Consider the following 21,239-nt stretch of genomic DNA (forward strand, 5'->3'; position numbering starts at 1 on the left):
GCAAGGTCTTCTTCGCTCAGCCTCAGCGTGCCGGGCACCACATGCTCGCGCGGCCTGAGACTCGATCGAGCAGCCAGAAACTCGCTGAATCCACCCACGGAAAAACTGCCTCCTTCAAGGGTTCGGTGATTTTGCGAACATCCCATTCCTGCAGGACGAGCTCGCCGAGGGCGACGTGGTGCGCTTCATCACCGACGACGACGGTCGTCACTGGTCCTGTGAGCGGGTAGAAGCGTCGGGCAATTGCACAGTTCGGGTCCTGCCGATACCCGAGAGGAATCCTGTATCTCCGACGCCTGGCGAAGCGCTTAACGATCGGTCTTTTCAGGGCACTTGATCGCAGACATTGTCCGCGCCATTGGCCGGCGATAGCAGGTGAGAGCGGCCATGAAGAGCCGAAGTGATCGGCCGAGTCCATTGCGACTGCGGGGACTACGCAATTCGGCAAGTCACTCATGAGGCTGCGACGCCCCCAGTAGGTGAACACCGTCATGGCTGCGGATAGCCGGCGCTTGGTCGTGACGCATGGCGTCGAGAACGCGGATGGCGAATGCCTCGGATGCGAGTTCTTGAACCTCGTCCGCGGTGACCCAGCGGAAGGCGCGGGTCTCGTCCGTCTCGGTGAGCCGGCCGCCGATGACCTTGCAGCGAAAGACCAGGGCGACGATGCCACGCGTCATGTTCTTGTAGACGCCGGTCAGGGTTACAGGCTCGACCCGCAGGCCAGTCTCTTCATAGATCTCCCGGAGCAGGCCACTGGTGACATCCTCGTCGCGCTCCAGGACTCCGCCGGGTGCTTCCCAGCGGCCGTTGTCTCTGCGCTGGGTAAGAAGTGCGCGGCCATGGTCGTCGATGATCACGCCTGCCACGCTGACGGAGTGCTGCGCGTTGTAATGATCCATCGGATTATCGAGACCCACTCATTACAACTAGCATGTGAATAGGACAAATTGGTCGAAATCGACTGAAGGCGAGGTTATCAATTCGTGAGTGATCGCCACGCATGGAACCAAGTTTGCGTGGTAATTACTTTTCGTTGTCCCATGTGGGACAACGACACCCCAGGGGGGAGTGTTATGTCTGGGGTCTGGTCAACTATCACGAGCATCGCCACCCGTCATCCGCTCATGGCTTCTCTTCTCATCGCAATGATCATTCTAGTGGCCAGTGTGATCATTATGATGATCGTGAGGGCGGTCCACGGGGCGCATGCGCAAGATCAGTACGTTCACCAGGTTCCAGCGGACATTGCGCGGGGACCCTGGACTCATGCGGTGCGCTACGAGTCGACCACTGTGAAGCTCAGGGAGGTCCGTGTCGAGACGTATCGGGAAGGGAACGTCACACGGGAAATTAGGCAAGAGCGAGAGTTCGAGGGCCCGGCTTACGCTCTCCCGCAGGCGAGCAATATGCTCTCTTCTCGGCAAAACTACGCATTGCCGAGCGGCTCCTATCCTTGTGCGAAGTGCGGATATGACACCCTGCCTGCGGCGAATGGGCTGCGGTATTGTTCAAATCCTCTTTGTGCAGAAAGTTAAAAGCTCGAGCCACAGCACTGCGCCCATGGTCGGCGGTCCATGCCGTGGTTCTCGCCCGGTACGGCGCGCGGGGTCGCGGTGGGCAGGAGATCGGCCAGCGCCCGCGCCCCGGCGATCAGCCACGGCATGGTGCCGGTGCCGTGCATCGCCGAGATCAGGAAACACTGGCACACCGGTCACCGATGGCCCGCCGACATCGAGTCGCTGCGCGTCATCCACCCCGGACTGCGTACCCTCACCGACCGGCTCTCCGAATCCGGCGCCGCCGCCATCCGCGCCCACCTCACCACTCCCTGACCCCGACGCCTGATCACGGTCGCGTCAGATTTCCAGTGCCGACCTGTCGATTTCGTGACTCGCCGTTCGTCTTACTGCGCGACCAACCTGGTAGCAACGAGGAGGAAACGATGAAGTACGTCATGCTGATCTTTCAGGGCACCGCGCTTGAGGGACAGGCCGCGTTGTCCGAGGAGGAGCAGAAGCAGGTCTACGCCGACTACCAAGGGTTCAATCGGACGCCGGGCGTCACCCCCGGGGTGCCGATGGGCCTGCCCGAGAACGCGACCACCGTGCGGGTCGAAGGCGGCAAGCCTCTGACAACGGACGGCCCGTTCGTCGGGATGAAGGAGGCCGTCGGCGGCTGGTTCATCCTGGAGGCCGACAACCTCGACGCGGCTATCGAGGTGGCCGCCCGCCACCCCGCAGCGCGCTACGGTGGCGCCATCGAGATCCGCCCCTCGGAGGTGTATTGGTAGCCACGCTCGAACAGGTCTTCCGCGAGGAGTGGGGCCGCGTCCTGGCCACCTTGATCGGCTTTCTCGGCGACTTCGACATCGCCGAGGAGGCCGCGCAGGAGGCGTTCGCCGTCGCCGCCGACCGGTGGCCACGCGACGGCGTCCCCAGCAACCCGCGCGCCTGGCTGATGACGACGGCTCGGAACCGAGCGACGGACCGCATCCGCCGTGACCGGGCCCTCACCACCAAATTCGGCCTGCTCGTCGCCGGCGATCGTGCGGAGATGCCGATGGACGCCACGACGTTTCCCGACGAGCGCCTGGAACTCATCTTCACCTGCTGTCACCCGGCGCTCGCCATCGAGGCGCAGGTAGCGCTCACCCTGCGCACCCTCGGCGGGCTCACCACCGACGAGATCGCCCGCGCCTTCCTCGTACCGGAGCGCACCATGGCGCAGCGGCTGGTGCGGGCCAAACGCAAAATCAAAGCAGCGGGGATCCCGTTTCGCGTGCCACCGGTTCACCTGCTCCGCGAGCGTCTCGACGCCGTTCTCGCCGTCGTCTACCTGGTCTTCAACGAGGGCTATGGTGGCCGCGACGAGCTCGCGGCGGAGGCGATCTGGTTGGGGCGCGCGCTGGCCGAACTGCTTCCGGACGACCCCGAGGTTCACGGGCTGCTGGCGATGATGCTCTTGCACGACTCCCGTCGCGAGGCGCGGTTCCGCGACGGCGAGCTCGTACTGCTCGGCGATCAGGACCGGTCACGGTGGAACATCGAGCAGCTCGCCGCTGGACGCGCCGAGCTCGACCGGGCGCTCGCCCTACGCGGCCGCGGGCCCTATGTCCTGCAGGCCGCCATCGCCTCGTTGCACGCCGAGACGCCGTGCGACTGGGCGCAGATCGCGGCCCTGTACGGCCGGCTCGCCCGCCTGACCGGCTCGCCCATCGTGGAGCTCAACCGCGCCATCGCCGTCGCCGAGACCGAAGGCCCCGAGGCCGGTCTGCGCGTCGTCGACCAACTGGGGCTCGACGACTTCCGCTACCTGCACTCGACCAGGGCCGAACTCTTGCGACGCCTCGGGCGTACCGACGAGGCGCGTGACGCCTATCGACGTGCGAGACAACTCACCGATGACGGCGCCGAACGGCGCTTCCTCGAACGCCGGCTCACGGAACTGGCAGGCGGGACAGGCTCGGGTTAGTCCCCGGTCGAGAACAGTCCACATCCCAGCCGGCTTCGCCGGGCGAAGCCTGTGCCTGACCGTCATGCCCCCACTTGTGGCATGACGCGACACCGCATATCGTGCCGATGTATCCACTCGATATATCGGGTCGATGGTTTGCCGTGGCCCGGCTGACGCGGGAGCGGCGATGAGGCGGATCGACTACGACACCGAGCAGTACCAGGACTACGCGCGTGGCCGTGCGCTTACCGAGCGGCAGCAGCAGACATGGATCAGTGCCTTCGCAGCGGTGCTGCCCGAGGGGCGTCCGCTGGTGGGGCTGGACGTCGGCGCGGGGACCGGCAGGTTCACCCCCGCGCTGGCGCGAGCGTTCGGGCCGGTCACTGGCGTCGAGCCGTCGGTCCGCATGCGCGAGATAGCACAGGCGCAGTCTCCGCATCCCGACGTGCGATATCTGGCGGGCTCCGCCGAGGACATGCCGGTGCCGTCCGCCAGTGCCGACTACGTTCTCATGTTCTTGTCCTGGCATCACGTCCAGGACAAACCGCAGGCGGCCCGGGAACTGGCCAGGGTGCTCAGGCCGGGCGGGCGGCTGCTACTGCGCGCGAATTTCAGCGACCACCATCCCAGGCCGTGGTGGCTGGAGCACTTCCCCTGCGGCTTCGCGGCGGACGCCGCGCTGTTTCAGCCGCTGCACGAGGTCATCGAGATGTTCACGTCGGACGGCTGGCGCGTTGCCAGCTTCGGCACGGTTACCGAGCCGTCCGTCGGCACCCTCGGTGACATGCTTCAACGGCTGCGCCTGCGCACCCTTTCGTTCTTCGCTCAACTCAGTCCGGACGAGCTGGAGGCCGGCTTCCGCCGCCTGGAGGAGGCGGTTGCCGCGAATCCCGACGCACCAGCACCGGTGTTCGCTGAGCCGCTGCTCACGCTCGAACGGCGCTAGTTACGGCGCTAGTTACGGCGCTGATTTAGAAGGGACCGCTCTCTGGATAGCCAGCCTTTATGGCGGCCTTGCGGGTCTTCGTGTTGAGCTTCTTCTCGCTGATGACCTTGCCGGCCGCCGGTGCGGTGATCTTCACCTTGGCGCCCCAGCCCGAATACTTGGTATCGGTGTGGAAGACCATCTGGTCGTAGGCCGTGCTGTCGTCGTCCGGGTAGGCCGTCGTGTCGACGACCGTGCGGGTGAGCAGGTTGTGTTGATCGAAGTACAGGTGGAACTCGACGTTGCCTTCCCCGGCGGACTTGTCGTGCCGGAAGTCAGTGAGTTTGGCGGTGCCCTGATATTCGCCGGTCGCCACTTCTGATGCGTTTTTCACCATGTACTGAAGTTCTGCTGAGGTGACGCCCATGCCGAGGACGGAATTTTCCTGCCCGCTGGCCTTCGACTGGATCCAGGAACGGCCGGAAGGCAGCGCCTTGGCGATGCCGGCGTTGGTCACGTAGGCGTTTCTGCCCTCAGCGATGACCCGGTAGGGAGGGTTGGGCCCTTGCTGGCGTGAGGACATACGGACACGGAGGTCGGCAGCCGCTACATTGCCCTTGCCGAAAGCCAGGGTGCCGGCCGTGCGGGTGTTCACCCGTACCTGCATAGCCTGGTCGTTGGTGGTGAAATCAACGGTAATGCTGCTTGATTCGGTGATTTTTACGCCCTTGCCCGGGGCCAGCTGGGCCTTCAGGGCTTTCACCGGGTCCACTGGAGCGGCCTGCACGGATGCGACGGATGCCGCCTGAGCGGGTGCGGCCACCGCGCACACGGTCGCTGCCGTTGCCACGAGGCCTGCGAATAAGAGCTTCATCAGTGTCCTTGCTTGGGAGGATATAGCAGGGAAAAGAGTAAGAGGGTGGCGTTGGCGAGATAAGGGATTCCCTGTAACGATCCTGTGTAGACCGGTGAACCCAAGTGGTGGCGATAGCCCTCGATAAAGGCGGGCGGGGTAGTCCTTGCGCCCGATCCCGTACTTGCTGTCGACGACGCGTGAATACTGGATCAGGCACACATTCCGTGATCGAACCCTGGTCAGTCGGCCAGGAGCATGCGTTTGCGCAGGAGATCGGGGTTGGCACGGCCATACATCTGTCGCTTGAGCATCTTGGTCTGGTTGACATGCCCTTCGACAGGCCGGAGCTGTGGGGCAGGGTGAGCCCGACGGTGACGGCGTCTTGGTCACGGCGTAGCCCGGTGGCGAAGGAGTGCAGCTCAGGCAGGTCGTCGTCCAAGACCGTGACCCTTTTTCATCCTCAGGCCGTCTGGGCGACGTGGTGATTCTGAAGGACGGCGATGGCCTTGCAGAGGTGGCCGGCCTTGGACGGGCTGCAGCGTAGCTTGCGGAGGATCTTCCAGCTCTTCAGCTGGGCGTTCGCTCGTTCGCCGGGTCCGCGGAGCTTGGCGTGGGCGCGGTTGGCCTGCTTCTGGGACTCCGGTTTGTTCTTGCCTTGTACGGGATGCGGACCGGGCCCTCGGCTCCTTGATACGCCTTGTCGGCCAGGGTGATGATCCCGGCCTGCTCCAGCGCCCGCAGGATGCCCCAGATCCGGGCGGCGCTCAGATCGTGAGCCTTGCCGGGCAGCGCGCCGGAGGTCCACAGGATGGTCCCATCCGGGGACGCGATGACCTGCACGTTCATCCCGTGCACGCGGTGCTTGCCGGAGAAGTAGGGCCGGTCGGCCTTGACCCGGTCGGTGTGGATCAGCGTGCCGTCCAGGACCAGGTAGTGCAGCCCGTCCCGCTTCGCCTTGCGCAACGCCACCGTGAGCTTGGGCGAGCGGGCCGACAGCAGCGCGACCGTCTCCTCCACATACCGCCATGCGGTCGCCGTTGACACGCCAAACCCCGCTCCGAGCTCGGTGAACGTCTCGCTCTTACGCAGGTAGACCAGCACCAGCAGTGCCTGCCGACCGGGGTTGAGCCGGCGCCAGAGCGACCTCATGGACTTACGGTGGCGCCGGATCACCCCGGCGACGTAGTTCAGGGTCCGATGCGACAAATCGACGGCGGCACGGTAGAACAGCACCTGAAGCTCCTGGTTGCGACGGTGTGGGTTGTGGTGATCAACCCGTCTACCAGGAGCTTCTTCATGTCACCGGCCGAACACCGGCATCGCGATCATGCTGTGACCAGGGCGCCCGCCAAGGAGCCTGAAAAAGGTTCCGTGTTCATCCAGGTCTCCAAATTTTGGCCGTGACGGTGCATCATCATCTCGGCGAACTGGCGAACACGTAGCCGAAGCACCCCCAGGTGGGGGCATGCGGTGGTGAGTGCTTGGAGCCCGTGGTGGTCGTCGGCGTCGAGCTTGGCGGGATTGCGCAGGAACCAGCCCGTGGCCTGCCGGACCGTGGGCGGCCGAGGTGACGTCGGCGCGGGAGATGTTGCCGCTCGCCAGGGGCGGACGTACTGGCGGAGGGTGGTGCCGCTGCCGCGATACCCCAAAGCCTGCAGTTCCCGGTAGAGGACTTCGGCGTTGGCGCATCTCTCGGCCCAGCGTTCGCGCAGGTAGGAGTCGTAGGCTTCCAGGTTCTTGGGCCGTCGTCCCGTACCGGCATGAACGAGCAGGTCGTCGGAAGGGCCGCGCGGGCGAAGCGCCGCACGGTGTTGCGCCCAAGGACAGCAGGTGGGCGATCTCCCGCAGCCCTTGACCTTGCTCGAGCAGGGCGTGAACGGCGGCATGCCGGTCGCGGGTCCGCGTGGCGATGCGGTCCTAACGCTTCGCGGACGAGCGGGGCAGGGCGGACGGCGCCGCAGGTGGAGACGCGTCGGTACGGGTACTCGGCTCGTTGGCCAGAGCTTGGAGGTGGTGGCGGTGCCAGATGACGGCGCGTTCGACAGCCTCGCCGAGGTTCCGCCAGAGGTGCCACCTGTCCGCGACTTGGGTCCGTGCGGCGTGCCCCAGGCGATGCCCTCGGCATAGGCGCAGGTTCGATCACGGCAGACGATCTCGACACCAGGATGCGCACGCCGCCAGGCCGCCAGGGTGTCGGCCGTCCGGTCGGCCAGCACGTCCACCACGGTGCTGGTGGACATGTCGATCAGGATCGTGCCGTAGGAGTGACCCCGCCGCAGGGCGAAGTCGTCGACGCCGAGCACCTGCGGGCCCGCCATGAGGGGCCGGGTCCGGCAGGGCGCGGATCTGCCTGATTAGCGTCATCCAGCTCACCGAGGCGGCCAGCCGACCGGCGAGCCAGGCTCCGGCGCGGCCGCCCAGCGCCAGCGCGATGGCCTGCAACGCCCTCGCCGCTTGGATGCTGCGTCGGCCGTATCGGACGGTCAGTCCCGAAATCTGCTCGGCGAACGTCGTCTTCGCGCATGTGTCAGTGCGGCAGAAGAAGCGGTGGACCCGCAAGTGGATGAGCAGTTCCCGGCCCCTGACCGCAGTATCGGACAGCCGCCGTTCATAGTGGCTTGGAACAGTGGCCGTGCCTCGATGCCCTCCTCGCACAGCTCTCATGCTTGGTGTCCGGTGGGCCATGGCTGAGGAACGAAATCATGGCCCGTCGATCGCCCCGGCCACCTCTGACCGTGAGCCACGGATAGGCGATCGTTATGGCGTTACCTGTGCAAATAAAGGATCAACAACAGACGCCTTTGTGGTCGTTGCACCACCAGCACCAAAAGGCATACATAGACTCAGACTTGTACATATGGAGCAAAACGGATCTCTAGCCGTTATCCTACAAGTCGCTCTCAGGTCCGGTAGCTTTGAAGAACCCGAGACACACAACTAGTCGGAGAGTTTCGGATTTGATTGCACTCGGCGAAGCTGGAGAAAGGTCACCATATGTCGCTACTTGAGGGAATCATAAGCGGCCTAATTGTGGAGGCGTTTGCCTTGACAGGGCGACGCTTGATGATAGCCGCGAGAAAAGCCGGGCACTCTGGGAAGGCAGATTTCGAGATCGCCCGATGGTTTGATACTTATCAGCTGACCGAATCAAGCCCTAAGGTAGAAATAAATGAATCTTCCGCCCAAGCAGTCGCGGATGCTCTCCAGAATTCGGCCGTGCATGCGATCATTCATGAGTTACTTGCAGTTCGATTGACCGATGCTCCTGAAATGGAAGTTGAGCGCCTAGAGGCCGCGCTCTGCGATGTGCTCACTGCCGAGAGTTGTGGAAATGCGGCAAGCAGCGTCTTTGCCGCTCTTGACCACCACATATGTACGCTCGTCGGCCGTCTATCCACAGACAAAGGCAGTGCATTGGCTCAGCTTCGACAGGAGGCATTTCTGTCCAGGGTAAACGCCACCCTCTCAGTCATCGAACGCCACACGGCAGTTCTCGCTAAGAGAGATGACCCAGGAGAGGCCAGGCGCTTTGTCGCTCGCTACCGCCGGCAAGCTCGAGAGCACCACGGAAAAATGGAACCCCCCGACTTTCAGCGCCGTCGACGGGTCCCGCTCCAAAACCTTTACGTGCCGCCGAAGATTCTTACGGCGGATCAAAGTAGCGCTGGACTAGTGCGTGAGCTGAGTGTTTGGGAATTCGATGAGGAGATAGATCGGACCGTACTTCTCGGCGACCCCGGGGGCGGCAAGACCACTTGCGCCCAATTCTTAATACACAGGCACGCCTGCGATGAGCATTCCAAAATACCATTCTTGGTCACGCTTCGGGACTTCGCTGCTGAAGATCCTCCCCGCCGATCCGTCATCAGATTCATAGAACAGCGGCTAGAGACATTTTATCAGTGTCGTCCGCCGAATGGCCTGATCGATAGACTGCTACTTGATGGCGCAGCCATAGTTGTGTTCGACGGGCTGGATGAACTCGTGGACACTACGCGTCGCAGCGAGGTCGCATCTATCGTGGAATTGTTCTGTGTAGAGTACCCACTCACTCGCGTACTTGTAACATCGCGCATGGTTGGATATGACCAGGCAAAACTCGATGTGCGCAACTTCACCGAGTACCAGGCCGCCGAGTTCGACGAAGACCAGGTGCAAGACTATGTGCTGCGATGGTTCGGCCAGGAAGAAGGCACATCATCGCTGCGAGCAGGTGCGATAGCCGAGGCCTTCATGGCTGAGAGTGCCAACGTACCGGACCTGCGCGCCAACCCATTAATGCTGGCTCTTATGTGCATTTTGTATCGCGGAGAAGGAGCCATTCCGCGCAACCGGCCTGAAGTATATGAGGAGTGCTCCAGGCTACTTTTTACTAAATGGGACGAGCGTCGAAAAATCCATGTAGAGCTGCGGGCTAAGCATCTGATCGAGCCAGCTCTGCGTCACCTGGCTTACTGGCTTCTGACCAGGAATACTGTCAACTCTACAGTAACGAAGCGTGAACTCATCGCAGAGACAGCATCATTCATGGGTGGACGCCGTTTCGAGGACCCGGACGAAGCCAGAGCAGCAGCAGAGCAGTTCGTAGATTTCTGTCGTGGGCGCGGATGGGTATTCAGCGATGCCGGCACAACTGCTCAGGGTGAAGATCTATATACCTTTACGCATCGAACGTTCATGGAGTATTTCGCGGCGGCGTACCTAGCTGCGGACTGCGATACGCCGACATCTCTTGCGAAGCGACTCGCCCCACACATAGCTCGAGAAGAATGGGACATGCTAGGCCAGCTCGCGATACAGATCAAGGACCGGAACGCCAATCGTGGTGCCGAACGGATAATGGAGACGCTGCTCAATGAGCGTCGTCATCGTGCCGAGAAAGGCCGAGGCAACGTGCTGGGTTTCCTCGCACGGTGTTTGTCCTTCACCGATCCACCGCCGAGTCTCGTTCGCACGCTGACAAGCAGAATCCTCGACCATTCCGTGCCAGACCTGTGCTCTATGGAAAAGACGGAGCCTTTGCGATGGTTGCTAGAGAGTGCCGACTCGACAAGCACCGACGTAGCAACGGAGATAGGGAATAGAATCGCGGCGACTATCGATTCACCTAACGAAGAGCAGCGCGTCAATATGTTTCGGCTCATGTTTATGGCCCGCTCCATGAGCCGCGGGCAAAACAGTGGCAAGTTCTGGAACGACTGGCAGGACGAGATAAGCACGCGATATAAAGCGGAAGTGGCTGCCCACATCCACGTTCCAGATCTTGGCGTAGCTGCTTGGCATAGGAAACTAATTGAAGGACAAGAGCTTTTCGCCATCCATGGCGAGAGCTTAGAATTTATTTTCTTCTCTCCAGGTTCCGTCGTGCGGAATATCGGTTGGGTAAGTATCGCCTGGAGCTGCCTAGAGACCATCATTCGGGGCCCATCCGCGATAGAAGATGCTTATGTTAAAGAGGTTCTAGATCTTATCGGCAACCGGCTCCAAGTGCGCACCGATACGCCGCAAATAAAACCACCTGTTTCGAGCACTCTAGGATGGCTACAGGACAAGAGATTCATTTCTGAGCACTATAAATGTCCACCTGAAATGTATGGGCCAGCAGCATTCATCGCAGCAGTGTTTGCGGAATCTTCGGACTTGCCGAAAGGCCTTGAACCCAACCGTCTTGGTCCGCTAGCCGATTTCTACCCTTACCTCCGCTATCGGGGCACCGGTGATGGTAAAGCTGAATTCCCTCCACTGCCCGTCGACGGCCACCTCCAGAGATTATTCATTGATTGGGCTTTAGGAGAAGTTGACCTAGTCGGCACTTCGTAGGTTGGCTACGAGCCCGCAACCGGAGAACCTGTCAGTTCCGAACTGGCCAGCCCGCTATATCGCCACGAAGAGGAGTAGACGTGCGCATCGCCTTCGCCACGGAACCGGCTCCGGGACGCGACAACGAGGACTACGTCGCCGCCGCGCCCAGCGGCGCTGTTCTGCTGGATGGGGCGGGAACTCCGCCAGGCTCCGAGTCAGGCTGTACGCATGGCGTGGCCTGGTACTCGCGGGCTCTTGGCTCCACGTTGATCGCGTCCATGACCTAGAGCACCAACTCCTTGACGGACATGCTCGCGGACGGGATCAAGACCGTCACCTCACTGCATGACAGCTCATGCGACTTGGCTCAGCCGGGTACCCCTTCCGCCACGGTGATCATGCTCCGCTGTGCGACTGACGCTCTTGAGTGGCTCGTCTTGGCCGACTCCACGCTCGTGTTCGACGTCGGCGCGGCGGAACCCATGGTGATCACCGATGACCGGGAACCGCACGTAGGCGCTCGCTACCGAGCTGCTATGGATGCCCTCGACTCCGGAAGCCCCGAACACACTGCGGCACACCGCGTCTACGTCGAGGCGATGCGCCACCATCGCAACCGCGACGGCGGGTTCTGGGTCGCGGCGACCGGTCCACTAGCGGCCGAACAGGCCCTGATCGGAACCACTCCCACAAGCCGCATCCGGGCGGCAGCTCAACTCAGCGACGGCGCGACCCGCCTTGTCGACCGTTTCAATCTGGCCACCTGGCGGCAAGCCGTAGATGTCCTCGACCAGCGGGGACCTGCTGACCTCATCCGCGAGGTTCGCAGGGCGGAGCAGTCCGACCCGAACGGCACCCGCTGGCCACGCGGCAAGACCTTCGACGATGCGACGGCCCTCTACTGCCGGGTCTGAGGAGCCCTGGTCAGAGTGTGGAAGGTGCCGTGCAACGCTCTCGTCTCTGCTGAGACCTGGCCGGGTAAGGGTGCCCAGGAAGAACAGCTCGGAGCGAAGCGGAGGCCCTTCCTAAAGACGGTCGTCGAGGCGTTCGCGCAACGACGTGTAGTCATATTGCGGGAATAGCCCAGGAAGGTGATGCAGCATAGCCTTCATATCTCCGGCGGTCCAGTAGAGGTCAGGGTCGGCGAAATTGAGGTCGGTGAACAGGTACTGCCAGCCGTGCGTCCCTTTGGTGAGGGCCAGGGCCTTTAGGTAGCCCAGATAGTCCACGTCCATCTGCATGGGCTGTCCCCGGTACCACAGCCAGATTTCCAGCGAGGTGCTGAGCCGCACCGTGACCACTACCCCCGTACCTGAACGTGGAGTGCCGTCGATCTCCCGGGACTCGTGGATGAGTTCGCGCTCGTCGTCGGGCGCGCCGTCCCAGGCCAGCAGAGGAGGCGGTTTCGCGATGGCGCGGTAGAGCTGGGGTATCCGGAACTCCCCGCCCAGCCCTTCCGCTTCGCCCGTCCCGTACCAGTGGCTGGACAGCCGACTGAAGCGGAATGAGGGATCGCCGTTGCTCTCCACATCGACCTCGTCTTTCGAGACCGAGATTAAGGCGGAGTTCCTGAGCTCCTCAATGCTTTGCAGGAGGAGTTCCTCGCATCGGGTGAGGGACTCCGCGTCCACGGGAGAAAGAGACAACGACTGCTCCTTTCGTAGATCACGCATGCTAATAGTCCAACCCGCGTTCCGCGGCTAATTCATGATCCAGAGTGCGTTCGGGCCTGAAACCGCAGGTCAATAGCTTGAGGCCAAGTGGAATCGACGGAAGGCCCCGGTACGGGATCCGCCGTTCGTTAGCTGCGCTGGGTGTGCGCGGTAGCCAAGCGGGTGCGGGAGTTACCTCAAATCGGCTAGCGTCACTGGCATGCCTCTCGCCTTGATTCCCAGCCCTTCTCAAGGGGTCTGGCATCTTGGATTCATTCCGATCCGGGCCTACGCATTGTGCTTCATTGTCGGAATCGCCGTCGGCGTCTGGCTGAGCGAGCGCCGCTGGCGTGCCCGGGGCGGCGAGAAAGGCACGATCAGCGATATCGCGGTTCCTGCGGTGATCTTCGGCCTGATCGGCGGTCGCCTCTACCACGTCATCGTCGACTGGCAGATCTACTTCGGCCCGCGCGCGATCAAAGAGCCCTACCAGGCGCTGTTCATCTGGGAAGGCGGGCTGGGCATCTGGGGCGCGGTCGCTCTGGGAGGCGTGGGCGTGTGGCTGGCCTGCCGCCGCCGGGGGCTGTCCCTCGGCGCCGTGGGCGACACGATCGCGCCCGGCATCGCGTTCGGGCAGGCGATCGCCCGCTGGGGCAACTGGTTCAACCAGGAGCTGTACGGCAGTCCGACCACGTTGCCGTGGGGCCTGGAGATCGACCAGGCGCACGGCGGCCGGCCGGGCGTGCTCTACCACCCGACATTCCTGTACGAGTCGCTGTGGGACGTGGCGCTCGGCTTCGGGCTGATCCTGGCCGGCAGACGGTTCACACTCCGCCATGGCCGCCTGTTCGCCCTCTACGTCGCCGGCTACACGTTGGGGCGGTTCTGGATCGAGGGGCTGCGGATCGACCCGGTTGGGGGGGTGGACCACGCGGTGACGTTCCTGGGGCTGCGGATCAACCAGTGGACGTCGATCGTGCTGTTCCTCGGGGCGCTGGTCTATCTCTGGGTGACTCGTAACAAGGACACCGAAGAGATCGTGGTGCCGGCCTCGTACGAGCAGGACGGCTCGTACGAGCAGGACGGCGGGGAGGCCGCCGAGCCGGCGCACCCGACCGACCAGGCCGACGCGGCGGCGGACACTCGCCGAGCTCCAGGAAGTTCTTGACGGCGCGGAGCCTGGGTCACCGCCGCTTCTTGCGGCTTGCACCAGCGCTTGGGTGGCACCACGTGGACCTTGGCCGGAGATGGCTCGGCCTCCCCTAAGGCGCGGTCCTCACCTCGTCACCCCCGCGTGGGAGATGAGAAGCTCACTGACGCCGCGGAGGTTGATGTGATCCCGATAGGGCGGCGGGTCGACGAGGAGCCCGGGCTCCCGGACACGCCGGGCGAACGCGGTCAGCGCCAGCCGGCCTTCGAGTCTGGCCAGCGGCGCGCCGAGGCAGAAGTGCGGGCCCAAGCTGAAGCCCAGATGCCGCACCTGCTCGCGAGCCGGGTCGAACCGGTCCGGGTTCGGGTTCGCCTCCGGGTCCCGGTGCGCCGCAGCCAGCAGGAGGATGACCAGGCCGCCCGCGGGCAGCTTCGCCTGCCCGACGCTTAGGTCCTGGCCGGCGACCCTGGCGGTGAGCTGAACGGGCGGGTCATAGCGCACGATCTCCTCGACGACCGCGGACGCCGTGCCGGGGTCGGCACGCAGGGTGGCGAGGTGGTCGGGGTGCCGCAGCAGGGCGAGCACGCCGTTGGCGATCAGGTTGACCGTCGTCTCGTGCCCCGCCACCAGCAGCAGCACGATCGTGGAGACCAGCTCGTCATGGCTCAGCACGTCACCGCCGTCCTCTGCGGCGAGCAACTCGGAGATCAGGTCATCCTGTCGCGGGCTCCGTCGCCGGTCGGCGACGAGCTCGTTGACGTAGCGGTGCATGTCGACCATGCCATGGACCCACTCAGGGGTCTCGCCGTTCTGGTCGTCGGGGGTGGGGAAGCCGTCGACCAGCCGGGTGAGATGGGCGGACCACTGGTGGAACAGCCGCTCGTCGGCCAGCGGGACACCGAGCATGCGGCAGATGACCGTCATCGGCAGGGAGTAGGCGAGGCCCGACACCACGTCGAACGTCTCCCGCTCGGCCGCGCGGTCGAGGCACTCGTCGACCAGTCGCGCGATGGAGTCCTCCATCCGGGCGATGGTCCGGGCGGTGAACGCGCTGCTGACCAGACGCCGCAGCCGGGTGTGGTCGGGAGGGTCCAAGGAGAGGAACCATGGCCGCCGGACCGAGGACGGAGCGTCCGGGGGATACGGGTCGGCTGCCTGATCGGGCTGAAAGAAGCGCCGACGTTCGGCGCTGAGCCGTGGGTCGCGCAGCAGCGTCTCGCAGTCGCGGTAGCTCGTCACCACCAACGCGGACATCTCCTCGATCCATACCGGCCCACGGGCGCGGAACTCGGCGTAGATCGGGTACGGGTCGGCCCTCGACGCGGGGTCGAAAAGCTTGCTGACCAGATGGAGGCCGGACGTCTCATTGTCCGTTGCCATGGGCATCTGCACTCCTTGGCGTGGTTGCTATTGACTTCGGGTCATTAATAGTGACCCCAGGTCAATATGTCAAGGATCGTGGGAGACAGGTCGGCGTACCCGACCCGCTGGGCTTGGGGCATATTCGTGGGCGCGACCCCTGCTCGCGGCCGGAAGTGGGCATCTGATGCGCCCCTGACGGTCGGTTACCCTGGTGCGATGGTCACCTCCAGGAGTCGGCGCCGCCTCTCTCCCGAGGCCAGGCGCGGTGAACTCATCGATGCCGCCATCCGGCTCCTGAACTCCGGCCAGGACGTGACCAATTGGGTGCAAGCCGTCACCGCCGAAGCCGACGCCGCGAAGGGTACGTTCTACGTCTACTTCTCCTCCTGGGAGGAGATGCTCGTCGCGGTACGCAACCGCGTGCTGCAGGACTACGTGGACCGGTTCCAAGGGCTCGCCGAATCCACTGAGCCGATCGACTGGTGGGCTACCCTCGACGCCGAATGCGCGGCGGCCGTCGAGTCCATCGCCCGGCAGGGTGGGCTCCATACCGCGGTCTTCCACACCAACTCAGCGCTCGGACCCATGAACGAAGGGCAGCAGGCCACCATCGCCGCCATCGCCAAGGCGTTGCACCGAGGCATGGACGAGGGCGCATTCCGCCCGATAGACCCGCATGTCGCGGCCACGATCCTGTTCACCGTCCTCCACAGCGCCGCGGACGCGATCGCCGCCGGAGAGCAGCCACAACGCTGGTTGGCGGTCGTACATGACCTCACCCGCCGCTGGCTCGCGCGACCGCCGAGCGAGCAGTAACAACAGGCACCCATAAGCCTCGCGGATCCGTCCGTGGGGCAGCGAGTCATGCGCGCGTAGCCGCGCTCGCATCATGCGCTTTGCGTTTGCCACCCGCCATTGCTGGCCGTTGACATATTGACCTCGGGTCAGTAGTAATGACCTGAGGTCAATAGAACGCTTCCCAAGGAGTGCGGATGCCTGTGACAACGGACAATGAGACGTCACCCCTCGCGCTGAAGCCCCGGCACGAGCGGGTCGCCGGCAACCCGGGCGGCCGGCCGGGGCTCACCCTGGCCGCGGTGGCCGTCGTGCAGTTCATGGTGTCGCTGGACCTGTCGGTCGTGAACGTCGGACTCCCGCAGATCGCTGCCGGACTCGGCTTCAGCGCAGTGGGCCTGACCTGGGTGATCCACGCCTACGCGCTCACCTTCGGCGGGCTGCTCCTGCTGGGCGGCAAGGCCGCCGACCGCTACGGTCGCAAGCGTGTCCTGCTGCTCGGGCTCGCCGTGTTCGGCCTCGCCTCGCTCGTCGGTGGCTTCGCCCAGGACCCCGGCCAGCTTGTCGCCGCTCGTGCCGTCCAGGGCATCGGGGCCGCCGCAGTAGCTCCGGCCGCGCTGGCGCTGCTGACCTCCACGTTTCCCACGGGCAAGGCCCGCGTCCGGGCTTTCGGCGTATGGTCCGCGGTGAACGCCGCAGGTGGCGCCCTCGGTGTCCTGATCGGCGGCGTACTCACCCAGTACGCCAGCTGGCGCTGGGTGATGTTCGTCAGCGTCCCCATGGCGGCCGGCGCGCTGGCCCTGGCCTGGCGGGCTGTCGCCGCCGACCCGCCCCCGATTCGCAACGGCCGCCCGGACGTGTTGGGCGCCATCCTGGCCACGGCGGGCATAGCCCTGCTGGTGCTCGGCGTCGTCCGCACCGACCAGTATCCGTGGACCTCCCCGATCACCCTGACGACTCTGGCGGGCGCCGCCGCGCTGCTGGCCGCCTTCGTCTACGTCGAGCGGACCACCACCCGCGACCCGCTGATCCGGCTCGGCCTGTTCGCCAACCGCTCGGTCGCCGGCGCGAACGCCTACAACCTCCTCGTCGGCGGGGCCATGGCCTCGGCGTTCTATTTCATGTCGCTGTACCTTCAGCTCGTGCTCGGCACCGGGCCGGCTCTGAGCGGGCTCGAGTTCCTGCCGTTCGCCCTCGGCGTGGTCGCCGGCTCGATACTCGCCATCAAACTCGGCTACCGTCTCGCACCGCGGACCCTCCTGATCAGCGGCGGACTGCTGACCGCGGCCGGGTTCGCCTGGTTCGGCCTGATCAGCCCCGACGGCACCTTCATCACCGACGTCCTGGGCCCGTCGATCGTCGCCAGCGTCGGATTCGGGCTCTGCCTCGGACCGATCGTCTCCATCGCCACCGCAGGTGTCGCACCCCACGAGACGGGCGCCGCCTCGGGCCTGCTCAACAGCTCACGCCAGATCGGCTCCTCACTCGGACTGGCCGCCCTCGGCACCGTCGCGCACAACCGCACCGGCCAGGCTGTCACGCCCATCGCCCTCAACAACGGATACGCGCTCGGCCTGACGCTCAGCGCCGCACTCCTGGTCGCCGCCGCCCTCATCGCCCTAATTGTCCTGCGCCGGACCAGTCCACCGGCACGCTCAGCGAGTAACGATCACACCGGTCCAGCCGTCTCCGACCGCGTCTCGGTGGAATGAAACTTTCACTCGTCACGTCGGTATTACGGCTCCGCAGGCTAATCCCCGACCTGGTGGCACGCCTGGTTCACTCTCGCGAGAGCCGCCATGACGCAAGTTAATGCCGGCCGAATCAGTGGCTCCCGATCGTCTCTCTGGACACCTGGAGGCCCCGAAAATAGTCTCCGTGCGCGCTCCGCCGACATCATGCGAGAGATGAGGTTGGAATTGACACGTTCCAAAGCACGTCGTGCGGCCAGCTCTGTCGCCGTCGCCATCGCAACACTCGCGGCAATCCTGGTGCCCGTCACTCCCGCGCACGCCGCCTACGGTCCAGACCAGGCCGTATCCCTCACGGTGACCTCGAACGCCGGCCCGTCGATCATGCTCGCCCAGCTGACCGGCACGCTGGCGTTCGACGACGGGAACACGAAGTTCAGGTACGCGCTCCGGCTGTGCTGGGGGAGCGGGTCCTACCCCATGCCGAACTTCTACGTCTCCGTCAACGGCGGCACCATTTTCTACCCGAGCCAGACGGGCACGGCGGCCGCTCCCCCTGGCTGCCAGTTGTACCTATACCTCTACGACGGTGAATACACCCACTCCACTACCCTCACGAATGTCACCTTGTACGTGACGGGCGGCTGGTTCTATCCCGGCCAGACTTACAACAGCCGCACCAAATCCGTGACCTACGACAATCCCTACAACTAAGCCGGCAGAAAAGCTGCTTCATTGGAGCTGTGCTAAAAGGGCCACTCCCAACTATGGGGTGGCCCTCGTACACCTCTCGGTCAACTGGGTCTGTCGGCGAGGAAGTTCGTGATTCGCCGGGCGAGAGCGTCGGGCGCTTCGAGCATCGGCAGGTGTCCGCTGTCGAGGGATTCGTTCCAGCTCGTGTCGAGGTTGCGCGCGAATCGCTGTTGCAGTCCGATCGGGAGCTCAGCGTCTTGGCTGGTGGAGAGGTAGCCTCGACGTTCGGGAAAAACGCCGTCTTGCGGCGTGTCCCGGTAGAGACGCACAGACTCGGGGCGGAACTCCGCCACGATGCGATCGGCCGTCTTCGTGTCGACGCGGCTGGCCACGCCGCGCCGGATAGCGGCATCGGGCGGTCGGGTGCCGGCCAGCCGCATCGCCAGGCTCAGCACGAGCCGATTCGGCATCGGCATCGACGCGACGAAGCTGCGTCCCGGCTTCGGCACGACAGCAGTGACCGCCAGGAACGCGCCCACCCGGTCAGGCGCGAGGGTCATGATTTCCGTCGCGACAGTCCCGCCGCTGGAGTGCGCGACGACCGCGAATCGCTCCCACGGTGCCGAATCCAGCGCCGCGGCGGCGTACTCCGTGAGCGAAGCGCGATCATGACGCGGTCGCTCAGCGACCGCCGTCTGGTGCGATGCGGCCAGTTCTTCGCGCACCTGATCCCAGATCCAGACGGGAAGACCGGCACCGCTCAGCAACAGGATGGGTTCTCGCGACTTCGTCATGCTCCGATTCTGAAGGTGCTGGATGTCACCGTTATGGCACCATTTATGGATGAACCGCACCGATCGGCTCTACGCGATCCGCGAAGATCTCCGCCGTGCGGGTCCGCGAGGCCGCACCGCCCAACAGCTCGCCGCCGCATTCGAGATCAGTGTCCGCACCGTCAAGCGCGACATCTCCGCTCTGCAACAGGGCGGGTTTCCAGTCTGGGCACGTACGGGCCGGCTCGGTGGATATGTCGTCGATCGTGCCGCCACCCTGCCGCCGGTGAACTTCACCGCCACCGAAGCCTGCGCGCTCGCCGCGGCGATCGCGGCACACCGTGGACAACCATTCGACAGGCAGGCCCGAGCCGCCCTGGTGAAGGTATTGGCGGTGATGGACCCGCAGGCGCGACGGCACGCGGACGACTTGACCGAGCGCATCTGGATCGACCACACCACGACCGAGGCAGCTGATCCGCGCCGACGCGACGTGATCGAGCATGCCCTTGAGGAACGCAAGGTCCTCTCGCTGCACTACCGCGATAGTCATGGAACGCCGACAACGCGCCGGGTGGACCCTCAGCTGCTCGCGTTCACGGCCGGGCACTGGTTCCTCATTGCGCACTGCCGGCGCCGCGAGGCCATCCGATGGTTCCGCCTCGATCGGATCGAACGCGCGAGTCTCACCACTCAGCGCGCCATCGACGTACCCGTCGAAGAGCTAGGGACGCCTCCCTCGACGGCGGCCTCCGTCCGGGTGTGACGGGCGATGTGATCCAGTCTGTACGTTCTGGATCATCCTGAACCGCAATCGCGGATGCCCGAAGCTTCGCCTCTGGCGGGCAGCACATCGCGACGCACGGAGCTTTGTGCGGACGGTGATTGATCAACTACTTTCAGTTGTGACATGGTGCTGGAGTCTTGATCAACTCTTCTGGAGGCACCCATGCTTGCTCGCCATCTGCTGGCCGCCGCCGTCATCTCCACCACCATGAGCGCGGTCACCGCTCCGCCTGCGGTGGCCGCCGGGCAAGGGGCCGCCAACCGCGCCATCCCGGTCGGGACCGCGATGTGCGTCGACGTCAGCAACTACCGCGGCAACGGCGTCTTGATGTACCAGTGGCAGTGCGACCCCAACAACACCAACCAGAAGCTCGTCGTCGAGGACGGCCTCATCAAGGTGGAAGACACCATCGGCACGAGCCAGATGATGTGCCTGGACTCCTCCAACGGCCGAACCAACGGCACCCGGGTCTACCAGTGGCAGTGCCTGGGTAACGCTAACCAGCTCTGGGTCATCCAGGGCGGCCAGATCATCCTCAAGTCCACCCTGAACTCAGCCAACCGCCTATGCCTGGACGCCACCAACGGCCGCGGCAACGGCATCCAGGTGTACCTGTGGCAGTGCGACCCCAACAACACCAACCAGAAGTTCGTCGTCGAGGATGGCCAGATCGCGGTCAAGGACACCTTGTCCTGATCCCGAACGTCCTGATCCCGAACGTCCTGATCCCGAACGTCCTGATCCCGAACGTCCTGATCTCTGGTCGCGCCCGGCAGTTCCGATGTACCCCAGGGCATCAACGACACCGATCCCCGGGGTGAGGCCGCCACGTCAAGGGGTGGGTGTCAGCACACCACGAAGATGCTCTTCCAGCCGACGCCCGTCCCCTGCTTCGCGTTGCCGTTGGTGGGCAGCGTGAAGTGCACCGGCCCTCTGTTGTTGATCTCGTTGTGCATCCGGCCGGACTGGCCGGAGCCGAACCACTTGTACGACCCGCGGTAGCGGAGGTTGGTCGTGCCGCACCTGTCGATGACCTGTGTCTGGCCAGTGAAGCCCGGCCCTTCGTAGGCCACGTACGTCGACCCGGTGTCCGCGGACATCGAGGCGTTGGCGGCACCGCCCATGACCGCGACCAGGGAGGCAGAGATGGCGGAGACGAGGGCGATTCTCTTGATGCTCTTCACAGCGATCCTCCGGATGCGTCTCGACTGATTGCCTGAGGAAAGAAGTCCCATGACACTCACCACTCGCGTGGGCAGAGAGCCCGAACGCCGCAGCCGTAGACCGGCTCGGTAGC

General features: G+C 64.3%; 22 protein-coding genes and 1 pseudogene. 14 read left to right on the plus strand and 9 right to left on the minus strand.

Annotated elements, in window-relative coordinates:
* Positions 1-22: 22 nt before the first annotated feature.
* Positions 23-211 carry a hypothetical protein gene (locus tag ACIBO2_RS18575; RefSeq protein ID WP_397298595.1) on the minus strand — a complete coding sequence of 63 codons (189 nt, stop codon included), beginning with the start codon at positions 209-211 and terminating at the stop codon, positions 23-25.
* Here ACIBO2_RS18575 and ACIBO2_RS18580 point away from each other — a divergent pair.
* Positions 179-337: a hypothetical protein gene (locus tag ACIBO2_RS18580; RefSeq protein ID WP_358534136.1), complete on the plus strand. Its 159-nt coding sequence runs from the start codon at positions 179-181 to the stop codon at positions 335-337. The genes ACIBO2_RS18575 and ACIBO2_RS18580 overlap by 33 nt on opposite strands.
* Before the next feature lie 112 nt (positions 338-449).
* On the opposite strand, the gene ACIBO2_RS18585 is transcribed toward ACIBO2_RS18580, so the two are convergent.
* On the minus strand, positions 450-902 hold the full coding sequence (locus tag ACIBO2_RS18585) for an NUDIX domain-containing protein (protein ID WP_358534138.1): 453 nt from the start codon (positions 900-902) through the stop codon (positions 450-452).
* A gap of 675 nt (positions 903-1,577) precedes the next feature.
* Between ACIBO2_RS18585 and ACIBO2_RS18590 the strand changes: the two genes are divergently transcribed.
* From ACIBO2_RS18590 to ACIBO2_RS18605, 4 genes are all read left to right on the plus strand, one after another.
* Complete coding sequence (locus tag ACIBO2_RS18590; protein ID WP_358534141.1) at positions 1,578-1,835, plus strand: hypothetical protein; 258 nt, start codon at positions 1,578-1,580, stop codon at positions 1,833-1,835.
* A 110-nt stretch (positions 1,836-1,945) separates the two neighbouring features.
* Positions 1,946-2,293 carry a YciI family protein gene (locus tag ACIBO2_RS18595; RefSeq protein WP_358534143.1) on the plus strand — a complete coding sequence of 116 codons (348 nt, stop codon included), beginning with the start codon at positions 1,946-1,948 and terminating at the stop codon, positions 2,291-2,293.
* Positions 2,287-3,474, plus strand: coding sequence for an RNA polymerase sigma factor (locus ACIBO2_RS18600; protein WP_397298051.1), 1,188 nt, complete (start codon positions 2,287-2,289; stop codon positions 3,472-3,474). The genes ACIBO2_RS18595 and ACIBO2_RS18600 overlap by 7 nt, the downstream gene beginning before the upstream one ends.
* A 169-nt stretch (positions 3,475-3,643) precedes the next feature.
* Entirely contained in the window at positions 3,644-4,402 is a 759-nt protein-coding gene (locus ACIBO2_RS18605) for a class I SAM-dependent methyltransferase (protein ID WP_358534149.1), read from the plus strand.
* Positions 4,403-4,427: 25 nt separating this feature from the next.
* Here ACIBO2_RS18605 and ACIBO2_RS18610 read toward each other — a convergent pair whose 3' ends face one another.
* The 3 genes and pseudogenes from ACIBO2_RS18610 to ACIBO2_RS18620 all read right to left on the minus strand — a co-directional run bounded on the left by ACIBO2_RS18610 (position 4,428) and on the right by ACIBO2_RS18620 (position 7,555).
* Complete coding sequence (locus ACIBO2_RS18610) at positions 4,428-5,255, minus strand: hypothetical protein (protein ID WP_358534152.1); 828 nt, start codon at positions 5,253-5,255, stop codon at positions 4,428-4,430.
* Positions 5,256-5,697: 442 nt separating this feature from the next.
* Positions 5,698-6,470: pseudogene (locus tag ACIBO2_RS18615) on the minus strand (transposase family protein).
* Positions 6,471-6,562: 92 nt separating this feature from the next.
* Complete coding sequence (locus ACIBO2_RS18620; RefSeq protein ID WP_397298054.1) at positions 6,563-7,555, minus strand: transposase; 993 nt, start codon at positions 7,553-7,555, stop codon at positions 6,563-6,565.
* 676 nt (positions 7,556-8,231) lie between these two features.
* On the opposite strand from ACIBO2_RS18620, the gene ACIBO2_RS18625 reads away from it, so the two are divergent.
* The 3 genes from ACIBO2_RS18625 to ACIBO2_RS18635 all read left to right on the plus strand — a co-directional run bounded on the left by ACIBO2_RS18625 (position 8,232) and on the right by ACIBO2_RS18635 (position 11,953).
* Positions 8,232-11,057, plus strand: a complete 2,826-nt coding sequence (locus ACIBO2_RS18625; RefSeq protein WP_397298056.1) for an NACHT domain-containing protein — start codon at positions 8,232-8,234, stop codon at positions 11,055-11,057.
* Between the two features lie 80 nt (positions 11,058-11,137).
* A complete protein-coding gene (locus tag ACIBO2_RS18630; RefSeq protein ID WP_397298058.1) occupies positions 11,138-11,326 on the plus strand; it encodes a hypothetical protein in 189 nt (62 codons plus the stop codon).
* A 21-nt stretch (positions 11,327-11,347) separates the two neighbouring features.
* Positions 11,348-11,953 (plus strand): integrase, encoded by a 606-nt coding sequence (locus ACIBO2_RS18635; RefSeq protein ID WP_397298060.1) that lies wholly within the window; start codon positions 11,348-11,350, stop codon positions 11,951-11,953.
* Positions 11,954-12,064: 111 nt separating this feature from the next.
* On the opposite strand, the gene ACIBO2_RS18640 is transcribed toward ACIBO2_RS18635, so the two are convergent.
* Positions 12,065-12,712, minus strand: a complete 648-nt coding sequence (locus tag ACIBO2_RS18640) for a hypothetical protein (protein ID WP_397298062.1) — start codon at positions 12,710-12,712, stop codon at positions 12,065-12,067.
* 199 nt (positions 12,713-12,911) lie between these two features.
* Here ACIBO2_RS18640 and lgt point away from each other — a divergent pair, with 199 nt between their 5' ends.
* Positions 12,912-13,859 (plus strand): prolipoprotein diacylglyceryl transferase, encoded by a 948-nt coding sequence (gene lgt, locus ACIBO2_RS18645; RefSeq protein WP_358534154.1) that lies wholly within the window; start codon positions 12,912-12,914, stop codon positions 13,857-13,859.
* A 108-nt stretch (positions 13,860-13,967) separates the two neighbouring features.
* Here the strand turns inward: lgt and ACIBO2_RS18650 are convergent, their stop codons facing one another.
* Positions 13,968-15,221 (minus strand): cytochrome P450, encoded by a 1,254-nt coding sequence (locus tag ACIBO2_RS18650; RefSeq protein WP_397298064.1) that lies wholly within the window; start codon positions 15,219-15,221, stop codon positions 13,968-13,970.
* 198 nt (positions 15,222-15,419) lie between these two features.
* Between ACIBO2_RS18650 and ACIBO2_RS18655 the strand changes: the two genes are divergently transcribed.
* The 3 genes from ACIBO2_RS18655 (at position 15,420) to ACIBO2_RS18665 (ending at position 18,403) form a co-directional block, all read left to right on the plus strand.
* Positions 15,420-16,019 (plus strand): TetR/AcrR family transcriptional regulator, encoded by a 600-nt coding sequence (locus ACIBO2_RS18655; protein ID WP_358534160.1) that lies wholly within the window; start codon positions 15,420-15,422, stop codon positions 16,017-16,019.
* 176 nt (positions 16,020-16,195) lie between these two features.
* Positions 16,196-17,710 carry an MFS transporter gene (locus tag ACIBO2_RS18660; protein ID WP_397298067.1) on the plus strand — a complete coding sequence of 505 codons (1,515 nt, stop codon included), beginning with the start codon at positions 16,196-16,198 and terminating at the stop codon, positions 17,708-17,710.
* A gap of 195 nt (positions 17,711-17,905) precedes the next feature.
* Positions 17,906-18,403, plus strand: coding sequence for a hypothetical protein (locus ACIBO2_RS18665; RefSeq protein WP_397298069.1), 498 nt, complete (start codon positions 17,906-17,908; stop codon positions 18,401-18,403).
* Between the two features lie 80 nt (positions 18,404-18,483).
* Here ACIBO2_RS18665 and ACIBO2_RS18670 read toward each other — a convergent pair whose 3' ends face one another.
* Positions 18,484-19,176 carry an alpha/beta hydrolase gene (locus ACIBO2_RS18670; protein ID WP_358534169.1) on the minus strand — a complete coding sequence of 231 codons (693 nt, stop codon included), beginning with the start codon at positions 19,174-19,176 and terminating at the stop codon, positions 18,484-18,486.
* 49 nt (positions 19,177-19,225) lie between these two features.
* On the opposite strand from ACIBO2_RS18670, the gene ACIBO2_RS18675 reads away from it, so the two are divergent.
* Entirely contained in the window at positions 19,226-19,921 is a 696-nt protein-coding gene (locus ACIBO2_RS18675) for a WYL domain-containing protein (RefSeq protein ID WP_358534172.1), read from the plus strand.
* Positions 19,922-20,104: 183 nt separating this feature from the next.
* Complete coding sequence (locus ACIBO2_RS18680; RefSeq protein WP_397298072.1) at positions 20,105-20,638, plus strand: RICIN domain-containing protein; 534 nt, start codon at positions 20,105-20,107, stop codon at positions 20,636-20,638.
* 149 nt (positions 20,639-20,787) lie between these two features.
* Here ACIBO2_RS18680 and ACIBO2_RS18685 read toward each other — a convergent pair whose 3' ends face one another.
* Complete coding sequence (locus ACIBO2_RS18685; protein ID WP_397298074.1) at positions 20,788-21,126, minus strand: MiAMP1 family antimicrobial peptide; 339 nt, start codon at positions 21,124-21,126, stop codon at positions 20,788-20,790.
* Between the last annotated feature and the right edge of the window lie 113 nt (positions 21,127-21,239).

This window comes from Nonomuraea sp. NPDC050022 (assembly GCF_044460705.1).
Classification (GTDB): Bacteria; Actinomycetota; Actinomycetes; order Streptosporangiales; family Streptosporangiaceae; genus Nonomuraea.